Raw genomic sequence first — 24877 nt, forward strand, 5'->3', positions numbered from 1 at the left:
TCGTCGGGCTCATAACCCGAAGGTCGTAGGTTCAAATCCTGCCCCCGCAATTTGGTCTGGTAGTTCAGTTGGTTAGAATGCCTGCCTGTCACGCAGGAGGTCGCGGGTTCGAGTCCCGTCCAGACCGTCATATTTTTTAAAAGACTAGTCGAAACACTGTTTCGGCTAGTCTTTTGCATTAAAATAAAGATTTAAATATTTTACAGTAAGATGTTTTTATATAAGAGAAGATGGAAAGGCTTCTTAATCTTCAATGAAGGACAGCTATCCCACCCAACCTGTCTTTCATCCTCCTTATGAAATCCAAAGCACTCCCATCCAACCTGTCTTTCATCCTCCTTATGAAGGACAATATCCAAGGCTATTTCATCCAAACCTGCCCTTCATACCACCAAAAGAATAAAGCGAACCGTCGTCTTTTTGCTTTAAATGCAAAATTCTTGTAAACTTCATATAGTATATAGAACCTTAGGAAGCATCCTAAGGTTTTTTTTATACCTAAATAAGGGTAAAATGAAAATAAAGAATCGTTATGGTAAAGTAAGGTGATTGGATGGAAGAATTTGAATTAATGACAACGAATGATGGGGAAACTTCTCAGTTTGCTGAAAGACTCGCTGAATTTCTGAAGCCAGGTGACGTCATCGCTCTTGAAGGCGACCTAGGCGCAGGAAAAACTACATTCACAAAAGGCCTGGCAAAAGGACTACAGGTAAAAAAAACGGTTAATAGCCCCACATTTACAATAATCAAGGAATATAGAGGGCGGCTACCATTGTATCATATGGACGTATACCGAGTAGCTGATGGATTCGAGGACCTGGGTTTTGATGAATACTTTGAAGGTGATGGAGTTACAGTTGTAGAGTGGGCTCATCTGATTGAAGAGCAGCTGCCGGCAGAGCTACTGACGATTTATTTATACCATCAAGGTCAGGAACAACGGAAAATTGTCTTAAAGCCTAAAGGACCAAGATATGAGCAATTATGTAAGGAGATATTTTAGATGACCATTTTAGCGATTGATACTTCTAATTATGTTTTAGGAGTAGCGCTGTTAGAGGATAATCAAGTACTCGGTGAATATATTACCAACTTAAAGAAAAACCACTCAGTTCGAATTATGCCCGCTATCCAAACCTTAATGAAGGATTGCGAAAGAGTGCCTGCTGATTTAACGAAGATAGTTGTTGCAAAAGGGCCGGGGTCCTATACAGGAGTTAGGATTGGCGTGACGGTTGCGAAAACGTTAGCCTGGACCTTAAATATACCTCTTGTCGGGATTTCAAGTCTTGAGATATTAGCCGCTGGTACTGGACGATACCTTGATGGGTACGTATCACCAATATTTGACGCCAGAAGAGGACAAGTATATACAGCCCTCTATCAATATCAAAACGGTAATTTGACAGCCGTAAAAAAGGATCAGCTCGTTATGTTGGCTGATTGGGCCGAGGATCTGAAAGAAATGGACAAACCCATTCTTTTTGTAGGAAATGATTTATCAATTCATCAAGCTAAGATAGATGAAATATTAGGAAAAAAAACGATTTTTTCCAGTATAACCGAGCACAATCCTCGTCCAGCAGAGCTGGCTTGGTTAGGTCAGGATAAACCAGGGGAAGATTTACATTCCTTTGTTCCAAATTATATTCGGTTGGCGGAAGCTGAAGCGAAATGGCTGGAGGCAAAAGGGAAAATATTAAATGGATAGGGTTAGAGATAAATGGTAGATTCTTATGTGTTTCGTTTAATGAGGGAAGAGGATATCGATCAGGTGTTAGAAGTTGAACATGCCTCCTTTACCACGCCATGGAGTCGAGAGGCATTTTTTAATGAAATTCATAATAATAAATTTGCTGTCTATATTGTCCTAGAGGAAAATAATAAGATTATTGGCTATTGCGGCACATGGATAGTAATTGATGAAGCCCATGTAACCAATATAGCGATCCTTCCGGAATATAGAGGTAAAAAACTAGGCGAAGCTTTGTTAACCAAACTAATATCAACCGCCCGTGAAATGGGAGCAAGGAGTATGACACTTGAAGTCCGTGTGACCAACCATGTCGCTCAATCCCTTTACCGAAAATTTGGTTTTCACAACGGTGGAATTCGAAAAAATTATTATTCCGATAATCAGGAAGATGCACTAATTATGTGGGTGAACTTATGAAAAAAGATTTATGGATTTTAGGGATTGAAACAAGCTGTGACGAAACAGCCGTAGCGATAATAAAAAATGGCCGTGAGATTGCGGCAAATGTTGTAGCTTCACAAATTGAGAGTCATAAAAGATTTGGCGGGGTTGTACCTGAAATAGCCTCCCGTCACCATGTGGAGCAAATAACCATTGTAATCGAAGAAGCATTGCATCAAGCAAATCTAACTTTTTCAGAAATTGACGCCATTGCCGTTACAGAAGGCCCAGGTTTAGTTGGGGCGCTGTTAATTGGGGTAAATGCGGCCAAAGCCCTTGCGTTTGCCCATAATAAGCCACTTGTCCCTGTACACCATATCGCAGGTCATATATACGCAAACAGACTTGTGACAGAATTGAAATTCCCACTTCTGGCCCTCGTTGTTTCTGGCGGGCATACAGAGATTGTTTATATGAAGGAGCATGGTCACTTTGAGGTGATTGGTGAAACAAGAGACGACGCAGCAGGTGAAGCGTACGATAAGGTTGCAAGAACCCTGAATATGCCTTATCCGGGCGGACCGCATATTGACCGTCTAGCACATGAAGGAAAACCAATAATTGACTTACCAAGGGCTTGGCTTGAAGAAGGCTCGTACGACTTTAGTTTTAGCGGACTAAAGTCAGCAGTTATTAACACTGTTCACAACGCAGAGCAGCGTGGTGAGACGATTGCCCCTGAGGACTTAGCAGCAAGCTTTCAAGAAAGTGTCATTGAAGTGCTTGTGAAAAAGACAGAGAGGGCTGTTTCAGAGTATAAAGTGAAACAGCTATTAGTAGCCGGTGGTGTTGCAGCGAATAAGGGACTAAGAAAGGCTTTGGAACAAACCTTTTCAAAACATCCTGAAGTTGAATTGGTCATACCCCCACTTTCATTATGTACAGATAATGCAGCGATGATTGCTGCTGCCGGCAGTGTCATGTTTGAAAAAGGGATCAGGGCTGGATTGAACCTTAATGCCAACCCTGGACTTGATATCGAATTATATAATGAATAGCCCTTCCGAATGGAAGGGCTTTTTCAATGTTTCAAAAAATGACTTTCATGTAGTGAAAATAATAAACCTGTGGATAAAGTTTTCAGAAAAATAAATAAAGAATTCACAATTTGTGGATAGATATCAACAATCTGTTGATAATGTGGATAAAATCGGGGATAACTGTGAATAATGTGGAAAACTAGGATGAATGTTTATATCAATACCATCTAAGATGTGAGTAACCTTGTGGACAACTGAATTTATTGTATAAAAAAAACCGGGAAAATACTCCCGGTTTCGACATTATTCGGCAAGTGCAGCCCATTCATCCATTAACTGCTCAAGCTCATTTTTTGCTTTTTCATTCTGTATATTTATTTCTAATACCTTTTCATGATCTTGAAAAACCTCTGGGTCACATAACTGTTGTTCAAACTCTAGAATCTGCTCTTCAAGTTCCTCAATGCGCAGCTCCACTTCTTCTAATCTTCTTTTCCGCTGGCGTTCAAGTTTTTTACTCTCTTTATCCTGTTGATAACTATTTTTTTCTGCGGACTCCTTCTCAGCGATTTTCTTAGCAGAGTCCCTTTGAGCGAGTGCAGCTAGTTCTTCCTGCTCGAGTTTCTTTTCAACATAATAATCATAATCTCCCAAATACTCTAAGCTGCCCTTAGGACTCAGCTCCAACACTTTTGTCGCAATTCGGTTAATGAAATATCGATCGTGTGAGACGAAAAGAATGGTGCCAGGATAGTCAATCAATGCATTTTCCAGCACTTCTTTGCTGTCGAGGTCCAAGTGGTTTGTCGGCTCGTCCAAAATAAGTAAATTGGCTTTTTCAAGCATGAGCTTGGCAAGTGCGAGCCGTGCCTTTTCACCTCCGCTCAAGGTCGAAACAATTTTCAAAACATCATCACCTGAAAATAGGAAATTACCTAAAACCGTTCGTATTTCCTTCTCACTTTTTAAAGGATAATCATCCCAGAGTTCGTTGATCACTCGTTTATTAGAAGTTAATTCTGCTTGTTCCTGATCATAATATCCAAGAGCTAAATTGGTTCCATAGCGAACAGAGCCTGCTAGCGCAGGCAGTTTCTTGATAATCGTTTTGAGGAGAGTAGATTTTCCAATCCCATTTGGTCCAACTAAGGCAATACTTTCCCCTCTATAGGCTCGAAATGAAATATCCTCTGATACTTTTTTCCCCTCATAGCCCACAGCCAGGGATTCTACCGTTAATACATCATTGCCGCTTTGTTTTTCAATCTCAAAGGAGAAAGTGGCTGATTTCTCATCTCCAAGCGGGCGGTCCATTATCTCCATTTTTTCAAGCTTTTTTCGACGGCTTTGGGCGCGCTTTGTCGTCGAGGCCCTAGCAAGATTTCGGTGGATAAAATCTTGCAGACTAGCCACCTCTTGCTGTTGTTTCTCGTATAGTTTCATATCGCGCTCATAATTGGCTGCCTTTTGATCAAGGTAGGCGCTATAGTTGCCTGTAAACCGTTGAATTTGTTTTCTTGATACTTCGTAAACCTGCGTCACGACTTTATCTAAGAAATAACGGTCATGGGAAACAATTAAAATCGCCCCATCATACCCCTGCAAATATTGCTCCAGCCAGGAAAGTGTATCGATGTCTAGATGGTTAGTAGGCTCGTCCAATATCAAAATATCAGGTCTTGTTAATAATAGTTTTCCTAAGGCCAGACGGGTTTTTTGTCCTCCGCTTAAAGAGGCAATCATTAGGGAATTATCATGAAAGTTTAATCCATAGAGAACAGAGCGTATGTCTGCCTCATATTGATAGCCGCCTTGTTCTTTAAATTTCACTTGGAGCAGATCATATTCTTTTAATATGCGCTCGTACTTTGTACTGTCTACAAAAATAGTAGGATCAGCCATTTGTTCTTCAAGTTTGCGAAGCGATTTTTCCATTAATCGAAGGGGTTCGAAAACGGTTAACATCTCATCCCAAATTGACAAATTTGATTCAAGACCGGTATTTTGCGCTAAATAACCGATCGTTACATCTTTTGGTTTAATAATTTCTCCGCCATCGTGGGACAGGTGTCCGGCAATAATCTTTAATAACGTTGATTTTCCTGCACCATTACGTCCGACAAGAGCCACACGGTCGCGGGTTTGTAATTCAAGCTTTATATTCGATAAGATAAGGTCAGCGCCATAATATTTATGCAGCTGGTTCACTTGTAGTAAAATCACTTTAAATCACCTCTATTAACAACAAAACGTCATAGGATTGCGTCACATCTTTTATAAAAAACGGCTGTTTTCGTCTTCATTTGTTTTAGTGAAAAACTTCACTAGTTTAAGCTTTTAAAATTAATTACCATACAAATAGTGTACCTTATATGCGTAATGTCAGCAATAAAGTAAGAATTGAAGGCACTTTTTTCAAGAAAAATGTCTATTTCGCTCAAAGTTTCACACACATAGTGGTAAAAATAGTGTATTATTTTTTTGTAGGAGGATTTTTTTATGGCAGAATTTACGCACTTTAATGAAGAAGGCAGAGCTAAAATGGTTGATGTCAGCGACAAACCCGAAACCGCACGTACGGCTCTCGCTCAATCGAGTATAATCGTAAGTAAAGAAATATATCAAAAAATAACGAACCATGAAATGAAAAAAGGTGATGTCTTAGCTGTCGCACAGGTTGCAGCGGTAATGGCAGCAAAAAAGACTTGGGATCTTATTCCCATGTGTCATCCTATTCCATTAACAGGGGTCAATATATCCTTCTCATGGGAACAGAATCAAAATGGAAGCTATCAGTTGCATATTGCTGCAGCCGTTAAAACAAAAGGAAGTACAGGTGTTGAAATGGAAGCGCTCACAGCTGCATCCGCGTGCGCTTTAACCGTTTATGATATGTGCAAAGCAGTAGATAAAGGGATGATCATTGGGCCAACTTACTTAGTTGAGAAAACGGGCGGAAAAAACGGGGACTTCAAAAGAACTGAACAAGTTAAATAATATCATCAAATTTTTAGAATGGGGTGTCGGAGATTATGAGTAATGAAACGATGAAGATACCACAGGCGACAGCAAAGCGGCTGCCCCTCTATTATCGATTTTTAAAAAATCTGCATACTTCAGGTAAACAAAGGGTTTCATCTGCAGAACTAAGTGAAGCGGTAAAGGTAGACAGTGCAACAATTCGCCGCGATTTTTCCTATTTTGGGGCCTTGGGGAAAAAGGGATATGGCTACAATGTTAATTATCTGTTAACCTTTTTCCGTAAGACACTTGATCAAGATGAATTAACAAAGGTTGCGTTAATTGGGGTTGGGAATCTAGGTACTGCCTTTTTAAATTATAATTTTTTAAAAAACAATAATACAAAGATTGAAGTTGCTTTTGATGTCGATCCGGAAAAAGAGGGAACAAAAATACGGGAAGTTCCTGTTTATCCGATGGATGATCTCGAAAAGGTCCTTTTAGAGGAAAAGATATCTGTTGTCATTCTTACTGTTCCAGCACCTGTCGCCCAAGTGATTACCGACAGACTGGCAAAAGCTGAAGTGAGAGGGATTTTAAATTTCACTCCAGCTCGATTAAATGTCCCTGCATCAATCAGGGTTCATCACATCGACTTGGCAGTGGAACTGCAGTCTTTGGTTTACTTCTTAAAGCATTATCCAACAGAAGAAATAGAAGAATAGTGATAAAAGGGTGTTTCACTTACAAAAAGGAGTGGAACACTTTTTTTATCACTTTACTAACGTAACAGTGTTATGTTACACTCTTTTTAGAGAGGAGTTATCTAATATGAGCGACGAGTTAATTTCTAAGAAGGAGCTACTAGAACTTGCTGGTATCTCTTATGGGCAGCTCTACCGATGGAAACGAAAAGATCTTATCCCTGAAGAGTGGTTTATTCGAAAATCCACCTTTACTGGACAGGAAACGTTCTTTCCAAAAGAAAAGGTTTTAGAGCGGATTAATAAAATCCAAACCATGAAGGATAATTTGTCTTTGGATGAATTAGCAGATATGTTTTCACCTAATATTAGTGATTTAGAGCTGGAAAAGGACGATCTTATAAAGCGCAACATTGTTTCACCACCTGTTTTGGATATCTATTTGGAAATGGATAAAGGCGGTCATCAGTTTACTTTTTCAAGAATGATCGAAGTTTATGTATTAGGGAAACTTTTACAATCGGGTGAAATAAATTTAGATGAAGGTAAAATGCTGCTTCAGGTTTTAAAGTATAACGCACAGCTGATAAAACAGAAAAAATGTGAATTAGTGATAACGAGAAAGCTTGGCGTTTCCTCCTGCCTGCTGCTGATTAATTCAGAGGCCTTTCATTTTGAACCGGGAACAAAAGTGGTCACTGTATTATCGATGATGACATGTATAGAAGAAATTAAAGCTAAATTATTATAAGGGGAATGACTATGGAAACGAATCAAAGAGGGGACCTGGTCATCAATGGACTTGGTGCATCCAATGGGGGACTTTTTTCTCTGGTTACACTGAATGGAAGTGGGACCGTAAATACTGACCTCGAATGTGAGGCATTAGAATGTAACGGCTCAGGAACTTTGAAGGGAAATGTAGCAGCCACTAATGTAAAAGTTAACGGCAATGCCAGGTTCCATGGGAATATTGAGGGCGAGAAGCTGACAGTGGATGGGACTGCTAAGGTTGCCCAAAATCTTTCGGTGAAAAACGTAAAGGTCTCTGGAAAGGTCAATGTTGAAGGGAAAGTAAAAGCGGAACAGATCACCATTCATGGTATTTTAACAGTGGGTGAAGATTGTGAAGCGGAGAGTTTTAAAGGAAAATATCGCTTTACCATTGGTGGACTTCTAAATGCAGAGGAAATTGATGTAGAGGTTTATGGGGAATGTAAGGCAAAGGAAATAGGCGGGCAGACGATTAGCGTTAAACAACATAAAGGGTCTTTTATTGGCGCTATATTTAAACCCTTTTTCAAAAACCAATTAGAAACTGATTTGATTGAGGGGGACAAAATTGTGCTGGAAAATACCGTGGCAAAGATGGTCCGAGGTCACCAAGTGAAAATAGGTCCGAATTGTCAAATCGGTGTGGTGGAGTATACGGATGAATTTTCTCAAGATAAAAATGCCGTTGTAGGGGATATTCAAAAGGTTTAGAAGGAGGGGAAGAGAATGGGCAAAGGACAAAATTTGATTATTAATGGTTCGGGAAGCTACCCAGGCGGCCTATATGATAGGATCAGCATCCGCGGTGAAGGGACCATTGTGAATGACGTGGAATGTTCCGCCTTTCATGTTTATGGGACGAGTGAGGCGAGAGATAATGTGAAAACAGGCTCGGTAAAAATTATGGGCGAGGCCGAAGTTAAAGGGGATATGGCGTCCAACGATACACTTGTTATGGGCACGATGATGGTCGGACGGAATGCTAGTTTGAAGAAGATGAAGGTATTTGGTCTGCTGGAAGTTGGTGAAAAGTTGAGCGGAGATGTGGCGACCATTAAAGGAAGTATCTCGGTTAAAGGGGATGTTGAATATGAGACGTTTGATTCCAGCGGCGGCTTCGACATCAATGGATTACTAACAGCAGACAAGGTAAAGATCGCATTGCGATTCGGGCAAAGCACAGCGGAAGAAATAGGCGGCGGAAAAATTATGGTCAAAAGAAAGAAAAACTCGATCCTTCCGTTTGGTAGAGAGGAGGGGACTCTTTCGGCCAAAGTGATTGAAGGTGATGATATTTACTTAGAAAATACAACCGCTGAAGTTGTCCGCGGTAATACGGTTAACATTGGTCCCGGCTGTCAAATAGGCCTTGTTGAATATACAACGGAATTGAAAAGCGATTCATCGTCAGAAATAAAATCCAAGACAAAAGTGTAAAGGGGTAATCGAATGGCTGCAAAGGAAAGTATGTTAGGGCTGGTCGTTGCAGGATTGTTACTGGGTATACTGATGGCCTCGATGGATAATACCATAGTTGTAACTGCTATGGGAACGATTGTTGGTGACCTTGGCGGGCTGGAAAGCTTTGTCTGGGTAGTTTCGGCCTACATGGTGGCAGAAATGGCCGGGATGCCGATTTTTGGTAAGTTATCCGATATGTATGGACGTAAACGGTTCTTTGTATTTGGGTTGATTTTATTTATGATTGGCTCTGCACTTTGCGGCACAGCGGAAACGATCACGCAGCTAAGCATCTACCGGGCGATTCAGGGCATTGGCGGCGGGGCACTGGTTCCGATTGCCTTTACAATCATGTTTGATTTATTTCCTCCTGAAAAGCGCGGGAAAATGGGCGGATTGTTTGGGGCTGTTTTTGGATTATCGAGTATCTTCGGTCCGCTATTAGGGGCCTATATTACGGATCATATCAGCTGGCACTGGATTTTTTATATCAATTTACCACTCGGAATATTATCCTTGGTGTTTGTATCGATTGCATATAAAGAATCGCCAATTCACAAAAAACAGCAGATCGACTGGTGGGGGGCTATTACTTTAATTGGATCCGTTGTTTGTTTAATGTTTGCCCTTGAGCTTGGCGGGCAGAAATATGATTGGGATTCTAGTATTATTTTAAGCTTATTTGCTGGCTTTGCTGTCTTACTATTACTTTTTCTGTACGCTGAGACGAAGGCAAAGGATCCTATTATTTCATTTGCTATGTTTAAGAATCGTCTGTTTGCAGGAAGTACACTTGTCAGCTTATTTTATGGAGCCGCATTTATGGCGGCCACAGTGTATATTCCCATCTTTGTGCAAGGGGTATATGGCGGAACAGCGACCAATTCAGGACTGATTTTATTGCCAATGATGCTTGGTTCAGTGGTAACGGCCCAAGCAGGAGGATTTTTGACAACCAAGATGAGTTACCGTAACATCATGTTTTTATCTGGCGTTATTTTGATTATTGGATTTTTGTTATTAAGCAGCATCTCTCCAGACACAAGCAGGGCATTGCTGACGGTTTATATGATTGTGATCGGCTTAGGAGTTGGGTTTTCCTTCTCGGTGTTAAGTATGGCGGCGATTCATCCGTTTGGCATGGAGCAGAGGGGTTCCGCTACTTCTACAAGTAACTTTATTCGTTCACTTGGAATGACAATTGGGATAACCATCTTTGGTACGATTCAAAGAAGTAATCTTAACGAGGGGCTCGAGGATGCCTTTTCTGGAATGGGGCCGGTGAAAGGGCAATCGTTTGGCGATTCACGATCATTATTATCAGAAGGAGCCAGAAGTCACATCCCGCCACAAATCTTAGACAAAATAACAGATGTCCTATCAAGCTCAATCGTCGACACCTTTACATGGGCATTAGTCCCTGCTGGAATAGCCTTCCTCTTTATCTTTATCCTCGGCAAAGACCGTCTCAGAATAAACACACAAGCAACAACAAAAAGCGGAAGCGCCTAATCAGAGAAAAAAGTAGTTCATTTTTTCCTAGGGGCTTATGACCCCCAAGCCCCTAGGCGCTGGAGCTGGATCATGCTCAAGGTCAAATTAATAATATTAAATCCTAAAAAGGTGACAGGCACCATGTTTCACATGGTGCCTGTCACCTTTTCTCATTTATTCACCTTATTCTTGTACTTTATATGAAATAGGATCATTTTTAGGCCGGAGCCAAAGTCAAATGTAGCTAGTAAAACGAGCAGATAGCCGAAGAAGCCCCAGCCGTTTGTATGGACATGGTCAATGGCAAAGTAGGTAAACAGCCCGCCTAGCAGGAGGTAGATAAAACCGGAAAACAAGGGTGAACGTCTCATAGAAAGCCTCCGATAAAGTTTTGAATCGCTTCCGCCTCACGCCTTAGCCGTTCAATATCATCTTTATAAACAGATTGAACCAAAACAACCATTGTGTTCATCGATACATGAGCAAATATTGGGACAATGATTCTGTTTGTTCTGACATAAAGAAAGGCAAACGTAAAGCCCATCGCTGAATAAAGCAAAATATGCACAGGTTCCATATGGGCCAAAGCGAAGATGACGGAACTAATCAATGCAGAAATGAAAAAATTATATCTTTTATATAGTGCACCAAAAATAATTTTGCGAAATACAATTTCTTCTAGGATAGGTCCAATAATGCTCGTTACAAGGATCGCCAGCGGCAGGGTTTCGATGATTTTCAGGATATCCTGTGTATTCTCTGAACCCATTCCAACCCCTAAAAGGCTCTCGATAATAGCGGCAACGTACTGGGCAAATAAAGCTAAAAATACCCCTAACACAGCCCACATTGCCGAATAGCCAAGCGAAGTTCCTTTCTGATCCAGACTGCGAGTGTTCATCTCTTTCCGTAATAGTAAAAGGATAATAATTAGGGCGATCGAAAAACTAGCAATCAGATAAACAGGAACAGCAAGTTTTTGACTGATATCAAATTGTTTAAAGCCAAAGATTAAGATGGGTAACCCCACTAGACTTGAAAACTGCATAACAATATAAACAATAATGACCCACCAATATTCCTTTTTCAAATGACAATCTCCTTTAAATACAGTTATATGATACAGCGAGTAACGCCGATTATTAATCGGTCCGATAGAAGCACTAATATTTATTTTACTCTTAAAGCCGTGATTGTATCAATTTAGAAGAATTGTTTAATGAAAAATGAAGGCTTCTGAACTACGAAAGCACTATATAGAAATTTGAGTATTTTCTTTTATAAAATAGGTATAGAATGCATGCTTTTTCACATACTTTATAAGGTTGTAAAAAGAAAATTTCTTTGTAAAAAATTATGCATCATACTTGCAAAAAAATCTCAGATTCATTATTATAATAATTGTGTTAGCACTCATTAACAGCGAGTGCTAATAATGAGAAAACTACATATATTTGAGGAGGTTGTTTGAATTGTTAAGACCATTAGGTGATCGTATTGTTATTGAGCTTGTTGAGTCCGAAGAAAAAACTGCAAGCGGAATCGTATTACCGGATTCAGCGAAAGAAAAGCCTCAGGAAGGAAAAGTTGTTGCCGTAGGTAATGGCCGTGTCCTTGAAAACGGTGAGCGTGTAGCACTTGATGTGGCTGTAGGCGATCGTATTATCTTCTCAAAATACGCTGGTACAGAAGTGAAATTCCAGGGTGTTGAATACTTAATTTTACGTGAAAGCGATATTCTTGCTGTCGTAGGCGAGTAATAAAAAAGCGTTAAGACGCTAGAACTTGACCTTAGTAGGTATTAAAGTTCAAAGAATAGATTCAGAGTAAAAAATACGAGGAGGTTTTTTTACAATGGCTAAAGAAATTATGTTTAGTGAAGATGCACGCCGCGCAATGCTTCGTGGTGTTGATGCTCTTGCAAATGCAGTAAAAGTGACTCTTGGACCTAAAGGACGCAACGTGGTTCTTGAGAAAAAATTCGGTTCTCCGCTTATCACAAATGACGGTGTAACCATCGCAAAAGAAATCGAATTAGAAGATGCATTCGAAAACATGGGTGCTAAATTAGTTGCTGAAGTAGCTAGCAAAACAAATGATGTTGCCGGTGACGGTACAACAACTGCAACAGTTCTTGCTCAAGCTATGATTCGTGAAGGCTTAAAGAACGTTACAGCTGGTGCGAACCCAATGGGTATCCGCAAAGGAATCGAGAAAGCTGTTGCTACAGCAGTTGAAGAATTAAAAGCTATTTCTAAACCAATCGAAAACAAAGCTTCAATCGCACAAGTTGCTGCTATCTCTTCTGCTGATGAAGAAGTTGGTCAATTGATTGCAGAAGCAATGGAGCGCGTTGGTAACGACGGCGTTATCACAATCGAAGAATCTAAAGGTTTCACAACTGAGTTAGATGTTGTTGAAGGTATGCAATTTGACCGTGGCTATGTATCTGCATACATGGTAACAAACACTGACAAAATGGAAGCTGTTTTAGACAATCCGTATATCTTAATCACTGACAAGAAGATTTCTAGCATTCAAGAAATCCTTCCAGTACTTGAGCAAGTTGTGCAACAAGGCAAGCCATTATTACTAGTTGCTGAAGATATCGAAGGTGAAGCATTATCTACATTAGTAGTTAACAAGCTTCGCGGAACATTCAATGCTGTTGCTGTTAAAGCTCCTGGCTTTGGTGACCGTCGTAAAGCAATGCTTGAAGATATCGCTGCATTAACTGGCGGTGAAGTCATCACTGAAGAGCTTGGCCGTGACCTTAAATCTGCAACGATCTCTTCTTTAGGCCGTGCGGCTAAAGTTGTTGTAACAAAAGAAAATACAACAATCGTTGAAGGTGCTGGTGCAACTGAAGATATCCAAGCACGTGTAAACCAAATCCGTTCTCAATTAGAAGAAACTACTTCTGAATTTGACCGTGAAAAATTACAAGAGCGCCTAGCTAAGTTAGCTGGCGGTGTAGCAGTAATCAAAGTTGGTGCCGCTACTGAAACTGAATTAAAAGAGCGAAAACTTCGTATCGAAGACGCATTGAACTCTACTCGTGCTGCAGTTGAAGAAGGTATTGTATCCGGTGGTGGTGTAGCCCTTCTAAACGTATACAGCCGCGTAGCTGAGCTTCAAGAAGAAGGCGATGTCGCAACAGGTATTAACATTGTTCTACGTGCAATGGAAGAGCCAGTTCGTACAATCGCTCACAATGCTGGTCTTGAAGGATCTGTTATTGTTGACCGCTTAAAGCGTGAAGAAGTTGGAACAGGCTTCAATGCTGCTAATGGCGAATGGGTAAACATGATTCAAGCTGGTATCGTTGACCCAACTAAGGTTACTCGTTCAGCTCTACAAAACGCAGCCTCAGTTGCGGCTATGTTCTTAACAACTGAAGCAGTTGTTGCTGATAAGCCAGAACCTGCTGGTGCTGCTGGAATGCCTGACATGGGCGGCATGGGTGGAATGGGCGGCATGATGTAATATGCCCCCAAAACCCTTGATACATGAGGGTTTTATGTGAGAGGGGAGCGTAATGCTAACATCTTGCTAACATTTCTCTCCTAAAATTAGAGGTTTCTCATGAGTTGCGCAAACTTGTGGGAAGCCTCTTTTTTCATTTCTTTCGTTACGTGCAGATAGACGTTTTTTGTTGTCTCGTCTTCACAGTGACCTAAACGGTCCATAATCTCTTCTAAGCCTACCTTTGCTTCTGCTAACAATGACGTATGTGTATGGCGCAAAGAGTGGGGAGTGAGATCTAGATTTAAGCCGGCCAGCTTCAGCAGCCGCGCCATTCTATTTTCCACGGTCTTGATGAAAATAGGGTAGCCTGGTTGTTTCTCTTTCTTGGCGAAAATGAATCCTTCATTAAGATAGGTTTCTCCATAGTACTCCTGCACTTTCTTCTGCACTAGCATATGCTTCTTAAGAGCAGCAATGACTGCTTCATCTACCACGATGGCTCGTTTAGATTTCCTCGTCTTAGGCGGCACTAATTGATACTCCAGCGTGTTATTTGTCGGGTTGTAATACGTTTTCGTGATGCTGATGGTTTGCTCATTAAAGTCGATGTCTTTCCACTTTAGAGCAACCAGTTCACCTGCACGCATCCCTGTGTAGGAAAGGGTAAGAAAGATTAGATAATCTAAATCTAAACCTTTAGCAGCAGCTGTTTGCAACAATAAAGCCAGCTCTTCCTTCTCCATATATTTAGGGACTTCTTGTTCCTCTAATTCCTCAACGGTTTTCCTGTCTTTCTTCAGGTAAGCAAATTCCGTTGGATCATTTTTTATCAATCTCATCTCAATGGCTTTTTTGAAAATCATCCTACCAGTGCGATGTACACCGTCCAACGTATTGTCAGCGTACCCTTTCTCTTTTAAGTCGTTTAAAGCCTCTTGATATTTCTTGGCTGTGATGTCTTTTAGCTTTAAAAGGGAGAAGTACGGCAGTAGCTTGTTGATTTCGTGCTGCCTGATACGAATAGTGCCGGGCTTTACGCTGTTCTTCTCACTGTACATAAGAAGCCATTCGCTGGCAAAATCGTTAAATACGACATTCATTTCTTGTATATACGTGCCTTGATTGATTTCGTATATAAGTTCGGCAGCGGCTGCTTCAGCTTCTTGCTTAGTACGAAATCCACCCTTCGTTTTTTGTTTCCTTCTGCCAGTAGAGGGATCTCTGCCGATGTCGATTATGAAGCTCCAAGTAGATCCGCAAGTGCAGCGCTTCTTGTTGCAAGTACAGCCTCTTCGGTAAAAATGTCCTTTCATGTTCCTTAGACCTCTTTTCTTGGTGAAATGTCTTTGCAATGGTTATCTATTATTTCCACTGCTTGCTGAGCGAATACGTTTGGTCTATTTACTAGCTTCTTCTACATTTAAACTGCGCGGCTCGAACCTTTTTTCTGCTTTTGGTCAGCAATCCACATTTCCAAGTCCGATTTCTCAACACGTTTTGAAGTGCCGATTTCAAAGTTGGGGATACCACCATGCGCTACATCCAGTTTAAATAGTTCATAGTCCGTTTTTCTTGAGATGCCAAGAAATTGTGCAATGTGCGCCGCTGTTAATGTATCGGGTAAAGATTCCCAAGTTGTATATTGTTTTGTTGTATTCAAAGCAAACCCCTCCAAATTGTCTTTTGTATATATTTCTGTACTTTGTCCATACTAGTAATGTTTTTCTGTACTTTGTCCGTATTGGTATACCAATATGGGTGAATTACCGAACAACCCCTTTATAAAATCCCTTAAAATAAAGGGATTTCGAATAAGACATATTTGATTTTTTTAAAAGGTAAAGTAATGTTCGGTAATCCGTCTACTAAATTAGTTTTAAGATTCGGTACTTTGTCCAGCAGGATGTAACCCAAAGCTTTCAAAAACATTCTGCCGATACATTTCCTGTAATGGTCGTTCAGGTGACACTAGAATCTTATCAACGAAATAAAGGATGATAAGGCGTTTTTCTGATTCTCCAAGCTGTAATTGAAGAATTTGTTTGAAGCGGTCAAAAAACAAATCAGAATGAACGGCCCTTTTTAGTTCCACAAGAACGTGCCGGCTGTCTTGAAGTGATTGCAGTGTCAACAAGGTTTGAGATTGTAGTTTTTCAATCATTATCTCAAGTTCTCTGTCACCGCGTTCTTTAGCAATACAACCTTTTGTTGAATAATTGTCAATACGTTCAGCCATTTTGGTTATATTTTCATTTAAGGCTTGTTCGATCTTATTAAGGTACACAATGGTAGAAGCCTTAATATCCTCGCTTGAAGCTAAATTGTGAACATGCTTAAGGACATTTGGCAATAGCTGTTCGTGAATATTGCTTCGTTTAAAATGGCAGCAATTTTCGCCATTGACATACCCCAACTCTGCAAGAAATAGATAAAAGTTACGATTTCAGCATTTTCGTTCGGAACTAGTTTTTTATCAATCTGATCGTAGCCATAAGGCACTTTTGAGCCAGGACGAATATCCATTCGATAAAGAAGAAGCGCAATTTTCGTTTGCGGGTGGTCCGGGTTAAAAGGCTCGTCAGAATTCGTAGTGTATACCTCAATATCAGGAAGCTTTTCGCTCAACGGGCGATAAAAATCTAATACAAAGGTATAGCCGGTTCGGTCCATACGGGATTCTTCATAAAAGATTACGCGCGGGATATTGGACTCAATCATCATTTGTTGCATGAGCATCAGTTCTTTTCGTTTGCTGGCCCGTTTGGAAAAAGCGCTAGTAACATCTTCAATAAAAATGAAATCATTGGGTACTTCCATTCCTTTTCGTCGTGCAAACTCCTGAATGTGCGCTTTCTGAATCTCTACGCTGTTATTTTCCTGTTGTTTATAGGATGATCGGCGAATATAGCCGAAAGCTAGGATAGTCATGCAATCTCATCTCCTTTATAGGTAAAATCAGTTTGAATGTCGTTAAGGTAATCGACCATCATAACTTCAAAATCAATTTGGTTTTGATAAACGTAAAGTTTATTGATAAACAAGGTGTAAAGAAGAGCGGGATTGGCATCTGACTGATGAAGAAGGTAATCTTCCACAGATGTTGCAATCATCTTGTTTTCCTTCAAAAGATGCTCCTTTTCAGTGAGTTCTTCAAGCAAAAATGCTTTTTCATTTTTTAATTTTGTCATTTTTGCATACTGCGGGTCCTCTTTCCAGCCTTCAAAGTATTCGTCCATATTTAGAATGATTTTTTCCATAACTGCTTTAAGCTGAGTTTCAATTGTATCCATTTCAGCCTCTATTTCTTTTCGTATTTCACGAAAACGAATGAGCGATTCGTTGAGAAGTTTTTTTGAATCTAAATGATGGATGACCTCGTTTAAAACCATTTGAATCACTTTAGCTAAATCCGCAAAAGGAATGTAGACTTTGGCATGTTTTCTTGAACAAGAGTAAAAGCCGGTATTGTTCATTTCATCTATTCGGTAATGCAGTGGTTTGCGGCAATAACCACAAATAGGTGTGAAAGCATTTTGAGCTTCCAATTTCCCGATTCTCTCTAAATAGAATTCAAAGACCGAGCCTAAAGTTTCCTGAATACGATTAAATGTTGATAGGTCCAAATATGCTTCCACATGATGAAGTTTATTTTCTCCCTTGGTTAAGTCATAGGCTGCATAAAAAGGGTCGCGAGCCAGTTCAATTAACTTTTCATCTGGACGCTTCACTATTTTCCGAAATCGGTTGAGAATTTCGGCGAGCTCATCGATTGTGGAGATTTTCAATAATTCCGAGAAAAACTGGTTCAATACTTCTTTTTTATTGGAATCATGCCGATATTGCTTTGTTTCTTTTATTTTCTCGTATCCAAATTTTTTTTGAGGATACCTTCTTATTGCTTCTTTTGTTCTTCTAGCAATATTTTTTCCTTCAATATCGCTAAAAATGTTCAATAAGCCTTCAAGAAAAACGTCTTCGGTTGCCTGAATATGCCCATTTCCAACAGAAGTATAAACTAAATGAACATCATGTTTTGTTCGTAAATCATGAAATTCCTGTGCTTCATAGGAGTCTCTAAATAAGCGAGTGCGGTCAAAGGCGTATAAAGTGTGGACCTTTCCCTGTTTGATTAGTGAAATGATTTTTTACATTTCTGGGCGTTCGCGTACGGATAGTTTATTAGCAGATATTGCTACTTCATCAAAAACTAATATTTCATCTGCTAATAATTTTTCACGATAGGGTGCATCCGCCGATGATTGCATTGCTAGATCTTGTCCTGCTGTGCTGACACGCCGAAAGAAGACGTGATATTTTTCGTTATTCACTTCAATTCACCTCGTTTGTTTTTTGGCAACGTTTCATAAAGCAGCTTTGCCTGCAAACGATGTGGTAGATTCAACTGTTCAAGAATCAATCGATTGACAAGATGTTGAAACCATACGTCCATGGCTCCGTTGCTTTCTGAAACTGTTTGAATTTTTATCTTTTTCCTCATCTGCTCACCTCCACCCATCAGCATTGACGGGCGAAGGATACTTTTATACTAGTTAATGTTCATCAAATAGATCGAGGCTTAATTGTTCTGAATGGTCTTCATACACCTTCTTTTTGACCAAGCTCACTTTTGGTTTAGGTTTGGTTGCTGCTAAGTCATCTTTATCTTCATAAAAATGAAAGTGAGATTGAGCAAACAGTTCTTGTTGACCACGTTTAATCAAGACCCGAATCAAGCCTTTCTTTTGACCAGGGAACTTTTGACCAGGGAAGAGGGCCTTATCTAGCTTTTGATCCATTTCGCTCCCTCCTTTGTTTCTGGTAATCTAGGAAGCTATTAAAAATAAAGGGTGATAAAGCTCCTGTTTGAACGGTTTGTCGAAGTATCGCCATGTACTTTGGTTGCTTTGTGCTCATGATGCAAGCCCCCTTTCCTTAAGGCGGATTATAGACTTCTCAGTATTGTTACGGATTTTATGTGAAGGGGTTTTGAATGTCATTTTCATGGTATATTCCTCCTGGTTTAAAATTGTTTCGGTAGTTCATCCACCGACAGGAAGAAACATAACCATTAGAGAGATAAATTCAAGAGGTAATATGTGGATGTAAAGAGTGGCAACCAAAAATGGATTTTTTCTTCTTCAACTAACGAAGCAGGTTAGTTGAAGAAGGAGAACTTATATATGTTATAGAATGATAATTGTTAGGTATGAAAGTAAAAGTTTAAAGGGTGAGAATCTTGAGTTTAGATGAAATATTAAATAACCTCCAAAGTGATCTTAGTAAACTTAATAAACAACTTGATAATGAACAAATCAAAGATGAAGAAGTGAATGACAAATTGGACGCCGAGATAGTAGGAATGCAATTCACATTAAATAAAGGATTAGAAATAAACGATAATAGTAATTTATTCCTGAAAGAAGAACTAAAAGAAGAACTAAGAACACATTTAAAAAATCTGAAGAGAATAATAGGCGACCAACCTGTAATTCCTGTGAAAAATTTTGTGTTTTTTTCATCTTGGTTTGTAGAAAAAATACAAATTGATAGCTAATTATGTGACAGGAAGCCTGATGATCTTTGCGGCGGTCATTTTTTCTTGTTGAACTAACGGTGCAGGATAGTTAAAGAAGGAATAGGATTAATCTTAGCAGAGGATACTTTCAAAAGAGGTGGATAAATATGGCTATTATTTTTATTGCTGTTTGGCTTGGTATAACTATACCTATCCTTTTATCCCTTGTTTTTGGATTATTTAAACCGATTGTTACGGCTGATAATACTGGAATAAGTATGATAATCATTGCTTTACTAATAGCCATATTGGACGGTTATATTGGACTAAAGATATTTAACAAAATCCAATTATGGTTAGAAAAACGAAAAAGATAGTAACGAAGGTTTACAACTAACTGGTGCAAAAGTTAAAGATTGGGATGGCTGCGGCGTCCCCTTTTTTATTTCATTAAAGGGGCAGGTTAATTGAGGAGAGAACCATTGTTTCTCCCAAAAATTGAGTTACCTTTAAAATTCGCTCTTAATGGTATAATGTAATCAAATAGTTAATGGAGTGGGGAAATTGAAAATTCCTTGGTATATTAGTTTAACAGCTATAGTCCTCATTGTTTTCGGTATCTGGGTCATAGAGATAACATACATTCGTGTACTTTTTTGTATAGGCTTAATAATCCAGTTTGTGTCTTTGATAATAGATTGTTTTGATAAGTTTTCAAAAAGAAAGAATAAATTTCTTTAAAGTGTGATGACGAGGGACAAGTTTGTAAAGAAATGTACTTAAACAAACGGGTGCGATTGTTTAACAAAGGATTAATCCTTTATTTAATAAAAGCTATGTTAAAGTTTAATGTTGATTTAAGAATGAATTAAGGGATAGTCTATGCTATCCCTTTTTTAGTCCCACCAAATAGAAAGAACCTTATATCCTTCTTCTCGCTTCATTCGTCAAGATCGCGCTCGCGATAATACTGAAGAGATACTCAGCTCGTGACGCGGACGAGGGTTGGTTACTGAGCCATGCAAGCGCAGCAGCTAGCGAGAACAGGTCATCACCATCCATGTCGGTACGTGCCAGACCCTCAGCCTGAGCGCGAGCGAGAAGTCGCGTGCCTGCCGTGCGCATCGTGACGCATGAAGCGTGGAGTGCGGACTCCGGATCCTCCTTGGCTGCCATCATCGTGTCCACAACACCTTGATAGTTGCCCGTGAATGCAACGACGTCGCGTAGCCACGACACGAGTGCATCATCGGGTGAACTCGCAGTTTCGAGCTCACGTGCCTTTGTCGTAAACTCGTCGAAGCTTGCGCGGAGCAAAGCTTCGAGCAGCGCCTCTCTCGTCGGGAAATGACGATACAGTGTGCCGAGCCCGACACCAGCTCGGCGAGCGATATCGCGCAGCGATGCATCGACGCCGTGCTCGGTTATAACGACGCTCGCGACTGCGAGTATGTGCTCATAGTTTTTCTTCGCATCGGCTCGCATCTGATTCCTCCTTGACAATCGGAGCGGTGCTCCGTATAATAATAAGCGGAACAGTGTTCCTTTTAAGTGGAGCACTGCTCTAAATAAGGATAACACATTTGTGTGAAAGGAGAAAGCGATGTCTACAAACACAATGAAGGCGATTCGGCTGCACAAATTCGGCGGCCCTGAGGTACTGCGTTACGAGGAGGCCCCGCTTCCCGAACTGAAACCGGGTGAGGTGCTTGTCCGCGTTCACGCGGTTGGCATCAACCCCCCCGACTGGTACCTGCGCGAGGGGTATAAGGATCTTCCTCCTGAATGGCAACCGGCGGTGTCCTTTCCCTTCATTCTGGGGTCGGACATGTCGGGCGTCGTCGAGGCGGTAGCCACGGATGTGCAAGGCTTCTCCATCGGCGATGAAGTTTTCGGCATGGTTCGCTTTCCTAGCATGGGGGAAAGCGCTGCTTATGCCGAGTACGTCGCCGCGCCAGCGTCGGATCTTGCACTCAAACCGGCTGGCATCGATCACGTGCACGCCGCAGGTGCACCGATGGCAGGTCTCACCGGATGGCAGTTCCTGATCGAGTTGGGGCACAATGAAGCGAATCCGTTTCAACCGGAGTCGCATCGCCCGCTGCCGCTCAACGGAAAGACGGTACTCGTCAATGGTGCCGCGGGCGGCGTGGGGCACTTAGCGGTGCAACTGGCTAAATGGAAGGGTGCGCATGTCATCGCGGTGGCATCGGGCAAGCATGAGTCGTTCATGCGAGAGCTCGGTGCCGACGAATTCATCGACTACACCAAGAGCCCTCCCGAAGACATCGCCCATGACGTTGATCTCGTCCTCGATACCCTTGGCGGTCCAACAACCGGTCGTTTCTTGCGTACGCTCAAGCGTGGCGGCGCTTTGTTCCCAGTGTTCATAGGCTTCTCCGACGCCGAGGAGGCCGCAAAGCTGGGCGTCACGGTATCGATGACCCAAGTACGCTCAAACGGCCCGCAGCTAGCGGAATTAGGGCGCTTGCTCGATGCCGGGATGGTTCGCGTCGCCATCGACAGCACGTTTCCACTTGCCGATGCTCGCAGGGCGCACGAACGAGCCGCCCGTGGGCACATCCAAGGCAAGATCGTGCTTATGGTTATGTAAGGACGACAGCTCGAATTATTATCGCACTCCTAGTGGAACGTCGCAAAACTTTGCGGTGTTCCACTAGCGAGGACCGCGAATGACTTTGAAAAAATTTGCTAATTAAATTCAGAAAAAAAGGATGAACAACAATGATTATACTCATGGGTTACGTTCACGTAAATCCGTCTGATGTGAATGAGTTTACTACAGACGTTCAGGCCGTCGTTTCCAGCACGAGAGCTGAAAATGGATGCCTCTTTTATGCCTTTACTTTGGAAGATGCGCGCGCCGGACGCATGCTGACTGTCCAGCGGTGGCAAGATCAAGAATCGCTGACGGCCCATGTTGAAAGACATGAGTCGGTGCCGTTTTTAAAAAAGTGGGGAAACAGGATGAGAATGGACATTCTAAAATACGATGCCTCGAACGAACGCTCGTTCATGGAGTAAAAGAGTGAGCGTCAAATCAACAACTCCAGTCTAAGACTTTATTTTCTTCGAACAGGTGGATGATCAACAAATATTCCTTAGCGTACGTTTTCCGCGTTTTGTTGGCGGTACCCCAATTATGAAAAAGGACTTGCTCAATTTAGAGTAACAAAAGTTTGTGAAATAATTAGAATCGACTCATTCAGCAACTGGGTGCGATGCTTTTAAAAGGCATTGCATTTTTTTATTAGCGTAGAGATTGTGAAAAAGTACACTTAAAGTAACGGGTGCTTTACTTGAAGAAGCCAAAAGGACCTAAATGGTCCTTTTATATTTGGTAATAAAATACGAATTTCATTTATTGTATTGGAAATACTATCTGTCGAGGTGAAATAAATGAGCAGATTTAAAGTTGTGTTTGAGAATACAATCCAAAGTGGTGGGTTTTCATTGGAGCAGTATTTGATAACATTACATCAAGAAAAAGATATGTTGGATTCATTTGATGGTCATGATGATTACGAGTTGGACATGAGGTTATTTGAAAGGGAGATTCAGAAAGTTAACCGATTGTTGGAGAGCTAAGGCTCTCTTTTTTATTTATAAAATAAAGATTTTATTTTCTTCTTCAACTACCATGAAAGTATAAAACAGTGAAAATCTAAAAATGACAATACTAAAGTAGACCCAGCAATTTAAATCTTTTAAACCGAGCCTTAAATTAAACCTCATGTCGCCAATATCAGTATGACCACAAAAACCATACTTTCATTCTCTGTGGTGCAGCGACGATTTTTCTGCTGCATGGATGGCTAACGGGGAAGGTTAGTTAAGGAAAATTGGTTTGGAGATACGGGTTATGGTTGTCGTGGATAATAATAGAGATGATGTTTAAACTAAATCAAAAATTTATGGGAGTGCGCATCATGAAGAATATGATTGTTATCTTTACGATTTTATTAATGTTTTCCACAGATAACTTGGTTAATGCAAAAAAACTTCCAGAACCAAAGGAAATTAAACCGTATGCAGAAGACAGGTATGTTACACCCGAAGATATTGTACTGGATATTATATTTCCAGCTATTGATAAAAGAGTAATAAAGGAATATGGAGATGGACTATTTAGCTGGCAGTCACAAAGGATTGTTGGTATTGTTTATAACAATAACCATTCCTATGATGTTTCCGTGAGGCTCCAAGTTCCTGACGAAAGAAATGTCCCTGGCAACTACGCACAAGACCTAGTTAGAGTACGAGTATCTCCATCCTGCGACAGCCCTAAAATTGGATGTAGTCATGGTTTTAAAGTAGAAGTGCTAGAGTACAAACATGAATCAAAATAAGAACAGGATAAGGTGTTACCTTTAATTGTAGACCATTATTTTTAATCGACCTTATTCAAATTTCGGGTAGCGATTGTTCAATAAGAACAGTCGCTTTTCTTGTTCCACAAAGGGGGCAGGTTTGTTGAAGAAGAATATGGTAAAATTTATACAGAAAAGGGGGAGTTTGGGGAATGAACAATGATACTTTTATTAAAGTTATTTTAAGTGGTATATTAGTGTGCTTAGTTGTTATTGCTTTCAAAATGAATACTAATGAGTATATTCAAACACCCACACCTAATGTTGATGTTACTAATCAAGGTGGAAGAGTTGTACAAATTGCACCTAATAGAGTTGGAGTTATTGATACTGGAAATGGAAGTGGTTGGGAACAACTTGTGGTTTTTGAATACAATCCAAATACCAAAAAGTTTGAAGTAGTTAGTTCCTTAACTTATGAGGACATTCTTAACCACCCGAAAGAAAATGGGATTCCAGTAAGAGATGATAAATATGGAAACTGAATGTTATTAAGCTGATATGAACGAAACTGTCAACCCACCACACCCAAATGTTTTTAAATGGTGTTTTTATTCAGCATGAATAGAGTTATTCCTTGTTCAACTTATAGACTAAATATCCTTTCGTAATTAGCTTGTCAAGGGTGCACTTTCCCTTGATAAGCTAATTACGAAATGGATACAATGCAGAAAGTTGAACAGGATAACCTTAAAAACTTGGCACGAAGGCAAAAACGTTGACGGTGATATACAGTCTGATATTCGTGGGTTGGTTACCACATTTCATTCCATCCGTCACGGAGCTGCCTCGGACTAACGACCACGTTCAGTTCTTCGAACCTAGTGCATAACTTAACATGAGGGTTCTCCTTCCCGGGGGTTTGCCTTCGAGCCAAATCTTCAATTCTTCAACACAAATAGTTCTGAGATAAAATCATACATTACATA

At 40.6% G+C, this 24877-nt stretch carries 32 protein-coding genes and 1 tRNA gene; 20 read left to right on the plus strand and 13 right to left on the minus strand.

Translation table 11 applies throughout. The features are described 5' to 3' along the window. The first annotated feature begins 53 nt into the window (after positions 1–53). The 5 genes from M3226_RS29415 (at position 54) to tsaD (ending at position 3198) form a co-directional block, all read left to right on the plus strand. Positions 54–127, plus strand: a tRNA-Asp gene (locus M3226_RS29415). A gap of 426 nt (positions 128–553) precedes the next feature. Next, positions 554–1006, plus strand: a complete 453-nt coding sequence (gene tsaE, locus M3226_RS29420) for a tRNA (adenosine(37)-N6)-threonylcarbamoyltransferase complex ATPase subunit type 1 TsaE (RefSeq protein ID WP_251572827.1) — start codon at positions 554–556, stop codon at positions 1004–1006. Further along, positions 1007–1714 carry a tRNA (adenosine(37)-N6)-threonylcarbamoyltransferase complex dimerization subunit type 1 TsaB gene (gene tsaB, locus M3226_RS29425; RefSeq protein ID WP_251572829.1) on the plus strand — a complete coding sequence of 236 codons (708 nt, stop codon included), beginning with the start codon at positions 1007–1009 and terminating at the stop codon, positions 1712–1714. A gap of 12 nt (positions 1715–1726) precedes the next feature. Continuing rightward, complete coding sequence (gene rimI, locus M3226_RS29430) at positions 1727–2176, plus strand: ribosomal protein S18-alanine N-acetyltransferase (protein ID WP_251572831.1); 450 nt, start codon at positions 1727–1729, stop codon at positions 2174–2176. Next, positions 2173–3198 (plus strand): tRNA (adenosine(37)-N6)-threonylcarbamoyltransferase complex transferase subunit TsaD, encoded by a 1026-nt coding sequence (gene tsaD / locus M3226_RS29435; RefSeq protein ID WP_251572833.1) that lies wholly within the window; start codon positions 2173–2175, stop codon positions 3196–3198. Before rimI ends, tsaD begins: the two co-directional genes overlap by 4 nt. A 285-nt stretch (positions 3199–3483) precedes the next feature. Here the strand turns inward: tsaD and M3226_RS29440 are convergent, their stop codons facing one another. Then, positions 3484–5403: an ABC-F family ATP-binding cassette domain-containing protein gene (locus M3226_RS29440; RefSeq protein WP_308212013.1), complete on the minus strand. Its 1920-nt coding sequence runs from the start codon at positions 5401–5403 to the stop codon at positions 3484–3486. A 276-nt stretch (positions 5404–5679) separates the two neighbouring features. Here M3226_RS29440 and moaC point away from each other — a divergent pair, with 276 nt between their 5' ends. From moaC to M3226_RS29470, 6 genes are all read left to right on the plus strand, one after another. Continuing rightward, on the plus strand, positions 5680–6177 hold the full coding sequence (moaC, locus tag M3226_RS29445; RefSeq protein ID WP_251572835.1) for a cyclic pyranopterin monophosphate synthase MoaC: 498 nt from the start codon (positions 5680–5682) through the stop codon (positions 6175–6177). Positions 6178–6212: 35 nt separating this feature from the next. Continuing rightward, positions 6213–6866, plus strand: a complete 654-nt coding sequence (locus M3226_RS29450; protein WP_251572836.1) for a redox-sensing transcriptional repressor Rex — start codon at positions 6213–6215, stop codon at positions 6864–6866. A 106-nt stretch (positions 6867–6972) separates the two neighbouring features. Continuing rightward, complete coding sequence (locus M3226_RS29455) at positions 6973–7596, plus strand: YhbD family protein (protein ID WP_251572838.1); 624 nt, start codon at positions 6973–6975, stop codon at positions 7594–7596. 11 nt (positions 7597–7607) lie between these two features. Then, a complete protein-coding gene (locus M3226_RS29460) occupies positions 7608–8330 on the plus strand; it encodes a polymer-forming cytoskeletal protein (RefSeq protein ID WP_251572840.1) in 723 nt (240 codons plus the stop codon). Positions 8331–8345: 15 nt separating this feature from the next. Next, complete coding sequence (locus tag M3226_RS29465; RefSeq protein ID WP_251572842.1) at positions 8346–9056, plus strand: cytoplasmic protein; 711 nt, start codon at positions 8346–8348, stop codon at positions 9054–9056. 12 nt (positions 9057–9068) lie between these two features. Further along, positions 9069–10592 (plus strand): MDR family MFS transporter, encoded by a 1524-nt coding sequence (locus M3226_RS29470; protein WP_251572844.1) that lies wholly within the window; start codon positions 9069–9071, stop codon positions 10590–10592. A gap of 152 nt (positions 10593–10744) precedes the next feature. Here M3226_RS29470 and M3226_RS29475 read toward each other — a convergent pair whose 3' ends face one another. Both M3226_RS29475 and M3226_RS29480 read right to left on the minus strand, forming a co-directional pair. Continuing rightward, positions 10745–10945 carry a YdiK family protein gene (locus M3226_RS29475; protein WP_251572845.1) on the minus strand — a complete coding sequence of 67 codons (201 nt, stop codon included), beginning with the start codon at positions 10943–10945 and terminating at the stop codon, positions 10745–10747. Next, positions 10942–11664 (minus strand): CPBP family intramembrane glutamic endopeptidase, encoded by a 723-nt coding sequence (locus M3226_RS29480; protein WP_251572847.1) that lies wholly within the window; start codon positions 11662–11664, stop codon positions 10942–10944. Before M3226_RS29480 ends, M3226_RS29475 begins: the two co-directional genes overlap by 4 nt. Positions 11665–12046: 382 nt before the next feature. Here M3226_RS29480 and groES point away from each other — a divergent pair, with 382 nt between their 5' ends. Together groES and groL are read left to right on the plus strand one after the other, a co-directional pair. Further along, a complete protein-coding gene (gene groES, locus M3226_RS29485; protein ID WP_251572849.1) occupies positions 12047–12334 on the plus strand; it encodes a co-chaperone GroES in 288 nt (95 codons plus the stop codon). A 94-nt stretch (positions 12335–12428) separates the two neighbouring features. Beyond that, a complete protein-coding gene (gene groL, locus M3226_RS29490; RefSeq protein ID WP_251572851.1) occupies positions 12429–14060 on the plus strand; it encodes a chaperonin GroEL in 1632 nt (543 codons plus the stop codon). A gap of 86 nt (positions 14061–14146) precedes the next feature. Here the strand turns inward: groL and M3226_RS29495 are convergent, their stop codons facing one another. The 9 genes from M3226_RS29495 to M3226_RS29535 form a co-directional block, all read right to left on the minus strand. Continuing rightward, a complete protein-coding gene (locus M3226_RS29495) occupies positions 14147–15355 on the minus strand; it encodes a site-specific integrase (RefSeq protein ID WP_251572853.1) in 1209 nt (402 codons plus the stop codon). A gap of 107 nt (positions 15356–15462) precedes the next feature. Continuing rightward, the gene (locus tag M3226_RS29500) at positions 15463–15702 is read right to left on the minus strand and encodes a helix-turn-helix domain-containing protein (protein WP_251572855.1); all 240 of its coding nucleotides are present in this window, start codon (positions 15700–15702) and stop codon (positions 15463–15465) included. A 216-nt stretch (positions 15703–15918) separates the two neighbouring features. Continuing rightward, complete coding sequence (locus tag M3226_RS29505; protein WP_251572856.1) at positions 15919–16326, minus strand: hypothetical protein; 408 nt, start codon at positions 16324–16326, stop codon at positions 15919–15921. Positions 16327–16358: 32 nt separating this feature from the next. Further along, positions 16359–16970, minus strand: a complete 612-nt coding sequence (locus tag M3226_RS29510) for a recombinase family protein (RefSeq protein ID WP_251572858.1) — start codon at positions 16968–16970, stop codon at positions 16359–16361. Next, the gene (locus M3226_RS29515; RefSeq protein WP_308212014.1) at positions 16967–18184 is read right to left on the minus strand and encodes a recombinase family protein; all 1218 of its coding nucleotides are present in this window, start codon (positions 18182–18184) and stop codon (positions 16967–16969) included. Before M3226_RS29515 ends, M3226_RS29510 begins: the two co-directional genes overlap by 4 nt. Positions 18185–18187: 3 nt before the next feature. Beyond that, positions 18188–18370 carry a hypothetical protein gene (locus M3226_RS29520; RefSeq protein WP_251572860.1) on the minus strand — a complete coding sequence of 61 codons (183 nt, stop codon included), beginning with the start codon at positions 18368–18370 and terminating at the stop codon, positions 18188–18190. Next, positions 18367–18540 (minus strand): hypothetical protein, encoded by a 174-nt coding sequence (locus tag M3226_RS29525; protein ID WP_251572862.1) that lies wholly within the window; start codon positions 18538–18540, stop codon positions 18367–18369. The genes M3226_RS29520 and M3226_RS29525 overlap by 4 nt, the downstream gene beginning before the upstream one ends. A 52-nt stretch (positions 18541–18592) precedes the next feature. After that, on the minus strand, positions 18593–18838 hold the full coding sequence (locus M3226_RS29530; protein WP_251572864.1) for a hypothetical protein: 246 nt from the start codon (positions 18836–18838) through the stop codon (positions 18593–18595). Beyond that, entirely contained in the window at positions 18819–18956 is a 138-nt protein-coding gene (locus M3226_RS29535; RefSeq protein WP_251572866.1) for a hypothetical protein, read from the minus strand. Before M3226_RS29535 ends, M3226_RS29530 begins: the two co-directional genes overlap by 20 nt. A gap of 322 nt (positions 18957–19278) precedes the next feature. Between M3226_RS29535 and M3226_RS29540 the strand changes: the two genes are divergently transcribed. Together M3226_RS29540 and M3226_RS29545 are read left to right on the plus strand one after the other, a co-directional pair. After that, the gene (locus tag M3226_RS29540) at positions 19279–19596 is read left to right on the plus strand and encodes a hypothetical protein (protein WP_251572868.1); all 318 of its coding nucleotides are present in this window, start codon (positions 19279–19281) and stop codon (positions 19594–19596) included. Between the two features lie 128 nt (positions 19597–19724). Further along, positions 19725–19934, plus strand: a complete 210-nt coding sequence (locus M3226_RS29545; protein WP_251572869.1) for a hypothetical protein — start codon at positions 19725–19727, stop codon at positions 19932–19934. A gap of 544 nt (positions 19935–20478) precedes the next feature. Here the strand turns inward: M3226_RS29545 and M3226_RS29550 are convergent. Then, a complete protein-coding gene (locus M3226_RS29550) occupies positions 20479–21042 on the minus strand; it encodes a TetR/AcrR family transcriptional regulator (RefSeq protein ID WP_251572871.1) in 564 nt (187 codons plus the stop codon). Between the two features lie 118 nt (positions 21043–21160). On the opposite strand from M3226_RS29550, the gene M3226_RS29555 reads away from it, so the two are divergent. From M3226_RS29555 to M3226_RS29570, 5 genes are all read left to right on the plus strand, one after another. Beyond that, positions 21161–22171 (plus strand): NADP-dependent oxidoreductase, encoded by a 1011-nt coding sequence (locus tag M3226_RS29555; protein ID WP_251572873.1) that lies wholly within the window; start codon positions 21161–21163, stop codon positions 22169–22171. Between the two features lie 131 nt (positions 22172–22302). Then, on the plus strand, positions 22303–22602 hold the full coding sequence (locus M3226_RS29560; protein ID WP_251572875.1) for a putative quinol monooxygenase: 300 nt from the start codon (positions 22303–22305) through the stop codon (positions 22600–22602). 429 nt (positions 22603–23031) lie between these two features. Continuing rightward, entirely contained in the window at positions 23032–23166 is a 135-nt protein-coding gene (locus M3226_RS32425; protein WP_285858055.1) for a hypothetical protein, read from the plus strand. Positions 23167–23507: 341 nt separating this feature from the next. Next, positions 23508–23927, plus strand: a complete 420-nt coding sequence (locus tag M3226_RS29565) for a hypothetical protein (RefSeq protein ID WP_251572877.1) — start codon at positions 23508–23510, stop codon at positions 23925–23927. Positions 23928–24100: 173 nt separating this feature from the next. Further along, on the plus strand, positions 24101–24433 hold the full coding sequence (locus M3226_RS29570) for a hypothetical protein (RefSeq protein WP_251572879.1): 333 nt from the start codon (positions 24101–24103) through the stop codon (positions 24431–24433). Positions 24434–24877 lie beyond the last annotated feature (444 nt).

The organism is Neobacillus cucumis (assembly GCF_023715505.1).